Raw genomic sequence first — 3158 nt, 5'->3', positions numbered from 1 at the left:
CGGCCAGCTGTATTTGACCAGGGCATCCATGGCCATGGGGGTAAACCCTTTAATGTCCTTTTTGTTCTCTTTTGCGTACTTGTTTAAAAATTTCTGGGCAAGCAAAGGGATGTCGTCTGCCCTGTCCCGCAATGGGGGTACCTTGACATTGATGACATTAAGCCGGTAAAACAGGTCCTGTCGAAAAGCGCCCTTTTCCACCTCTTTTTCCAGATCTTTGTTGGTGGCCACAATCACACGCACGTCAATATTTTTGACCTTATCAGAGCCCACTTTCTGGATCTCTTTTTCCTGGAGCACCCTGAGCAGTTTGACCTGCATGGATAGGGGGACCTCTCCGATTTCATCAAGAAAAATCGTGCCCTTGTCCGCGGATATAAAAAGGCCGTCCCGTGCTTTATCCGCCCCGGTAAATGCGCCCTTTTCATGGCCGAACAATTCAGATTCCAGGAGGGTTTCGCTCAACGCGGCACAATTCACCGAGATCAATGGGTTCTCTTTTCGTTTGCTGTTTTTGTGAATGGCCTTTGCAAACAACTCTTTGCCGGTACCGCTCTCCCCGGAAATCAAAATGGTGGTATCTGTGGGGGCTGCAATTTTAGCCGTGCCAATAACCTCTTCGATGGCCGGACTTGTACCGATAATCCCGGAAAAATCCCCTTCGCTCAGCAGTTGCGCTTTAAGTTGACTGTTCTCCAGGGACAATTGCAGATGTTTGGTCACCCGTTCAATGGAGAGCTTGAGTTCCTCAAAATTCAAGGGCTTGGTCAAATAGTCATCCGCCCCCAGCCGCATGGCCTCAACCGCTTTATCCACCGAAGAGTATGCCGTCATGATAATCACCGGTATGGCGGGGTTAAGGTGCTTGATCTCTTTGAGCGCCTCCATGCCGCCCACGTTGGCCATCCTGACATCCATGAGAACAAGGTCATAGGGGGTTTTTTGTACTTGCCGGATGGCATCGGCACCGTCCTGGACACATTCAATGGCGTAAGAAAGACTTTTCAAAAGGGTTTCAAGCATTGACAGGTGGGCTATGTCATCATCAACAATCAGTAATCGGCCTTTCATATCAACTCCTCTTTGTTCTGCTCCAATTTGTTTTGTTCCAAGGGAATTGTAATCACAAATGTGGTGCCCTTGTTTTTCAGGCTTTCAATAGTGATGGTTCCGCCATGGCTTTCGATGATTTTAAAGGCAATGGCAAGGCCAAGGCCTGTACCGCGTTTTTTGGTTGTAAAATAGGGATTGAATATATTGGCCTGGTCCTGGGGCGATATGCCGTTGCCCGTATCAGAAATTGCAAACTGCAGCATATTCTCCCTGGCCTTGACGTTGACGGTTAACGTGCCGCCGGACGGCATGGCCTGGATGGCATTTATAAAAATATTGAGCAACACCTGGATCAACCGGTCCTTATCCACCTCAACTTCGGGCAGCTGCGGTTCAACCGAGCTGATGATCTTTATACCTGCCGGATCTGCTTCATATTTTATCAGCCGCAATGCCTTGTCCACCAGCTCAAAAATCCTGGCTTTCTTTAATTCCAGTTCAATGGGCCGGGCAAACTCAAGCAGCTCCGAGATGACCCGGTTCACCCGGTCAACCTCTTCAGCCATAATGTTGGCGGCCTTTTTATTATCGCTTTGCGGGTCAAACAGGCTGCTGAAATAGGTGGCATAGCCTTTTATGGAACTTAAGGGATTTCTGACTTCATGGGCCACACCGGCTGCAAGGATACCCACGGCCGCAAGTTTTTCCTTCTGTTTGATCTCAAGTTCCAGGGCCCTGATCCGGCTTAAATCTTTAAGAATGAAAACATGACCGATAAAATTTTCCCGTTCTCCGACAATTTTTGTAATGGTTACGGTGACCGGAATGGCTTTGCCTGTGCGGGACGGCAGTTTTAATTCCTGTTCTGACACAAAACCGCCTTGATCCACCTGGTCAAGCAGTGCCAGCAACGATGGCGGCAGCACCTGGGCAGCATTTTTACCTTTTATCTGGTCAAGTTCTTTTCTCAAAAAGATGGAAGCGGTCTCATTGACATAGATGACCTTTGCGGCATCATCCACAGCCACAATCCCCATGGGCAGGCTTGTTACCAATTCCGAGGCAAAGGCCCGGGTATCCAGAAGAAGCCTGCGGGAACGGGCATGGTTCTGGGCCCAGAACAGGGAGACAATGCCGCCCAGTCCCAGAAATAAAATCAGAACAATACTTATGATGCTGTTTTGAATATCTTCCTTCCGGGCGTGTTCAAATGGCGCGATGTCCATCCCGATGAATATGGCCGGCCGTTTTTCAGGGTCTAAAAGGCGCTGCCGGGATGGCCCTTTTATCCAGTTCTGGACACACTCGTGGGAACCGTTCATATGGTTTCCCATCATATGCCGCCTGAAACCTTTACCCTGGCCATGACCTTTCAATGTCGGCAAAAAGGTTTGATAAACTTCGAAATAGTCTTTTGATCCATGGCCTTTGACCGTGCGCCATTGGGGGTGGTCAGAGGGCTGCGCATCTGCTTTGGAAAGGGGAGGTGTAAACGGGGAACCTATTTTATCTTCTTGGTTATGGGCAAGGACAATCCCTGATTGATCCGCAATGACGATATAAGAGATGTCCTCCTGGGCCGCGGTCTCCTCCAATAAGGTCTGCAGATGCGCCTCGCTTCCCATCCGGCCCATCATCCCGGTGATGGTTCCCGCCTCAAAGGATCGAATGAGTGCGGCGCCTTTTTCCGAAAGGATCTGTCCCATATATTTTTTTTCACGATTATAGTTCATGACGGCCTGGGTGACCACCACCCCCACCAGGACAACGCTGATTCCAATGATGACCCAGGGTGATATGGACCGGTTCAGATAGGGTGTTTTGTTCTCTGACATCATAATTATCTTCTGCTGACTGATTAAATTTTAATCACCGGTATCCGGCGAACTGATTAAAATTTAATCACTGCATCTCCTTTTTACAATCAACAAACATAACCAAAAACACGAAAACATATAATTCCAGCATGTTGTATATTCTCAAACCTTCTGGCATACCGGTTGCAATATTTAGTCCATAAGTTCGAATGGTGTACGAAGTTTGAGAACTTTAATTTTATAACCACATGATTAAAGGAGTTTATCATGAAAAAAACCATTACAGCA

At 48.0% G+C, this 3158-nt stretch carries 2 protein-coding genes; both read right to left on the bottom strand.

The annotated features are described in order from the left end of the window. Positions 1–1071: sigma-54-dependent transcriptional regulator (locus tag AB7U36_RS21295; RefSeq protein WP_428161626.1), on the bottom strand; the 1071-nt coding region annotated here is incomplete at its 3' end. Further along, on the bottom strand, positions 1068–2891 hold the full coding sequence (locus AB7U36_RS21290) for an ATP-binding protein (RefSeq protein WP_428161625.1): 1824 nt from the start codon (positions 2889–2891) through the stop codon (positions 1068–1070). The genes AB7U36_RS21290 and AB7U36_RS21295, both read right to left, overlap by 4 nt. Positions 2892–3158 lie beyond the last annotated feature (267 nt).

Source organism: Desulfobacter sp. (genome assembly GCF_050177295.1).
The sequence above is the reverse complement of the archived record's forward strand: the minus strand, read 5'-3'. Positions and strand labels throughout refer to the sequence as shown.

What these genes read in the sequence shown, in the direction of transcription:
- AB7U36_RS21290 (WP_428161625.1), bottom strand. Translation starts at nt 2,891, where the DNA reads ATGATGTCAGAGAACAAAACACCCTATCTGAACCGGTCCATATCACCC.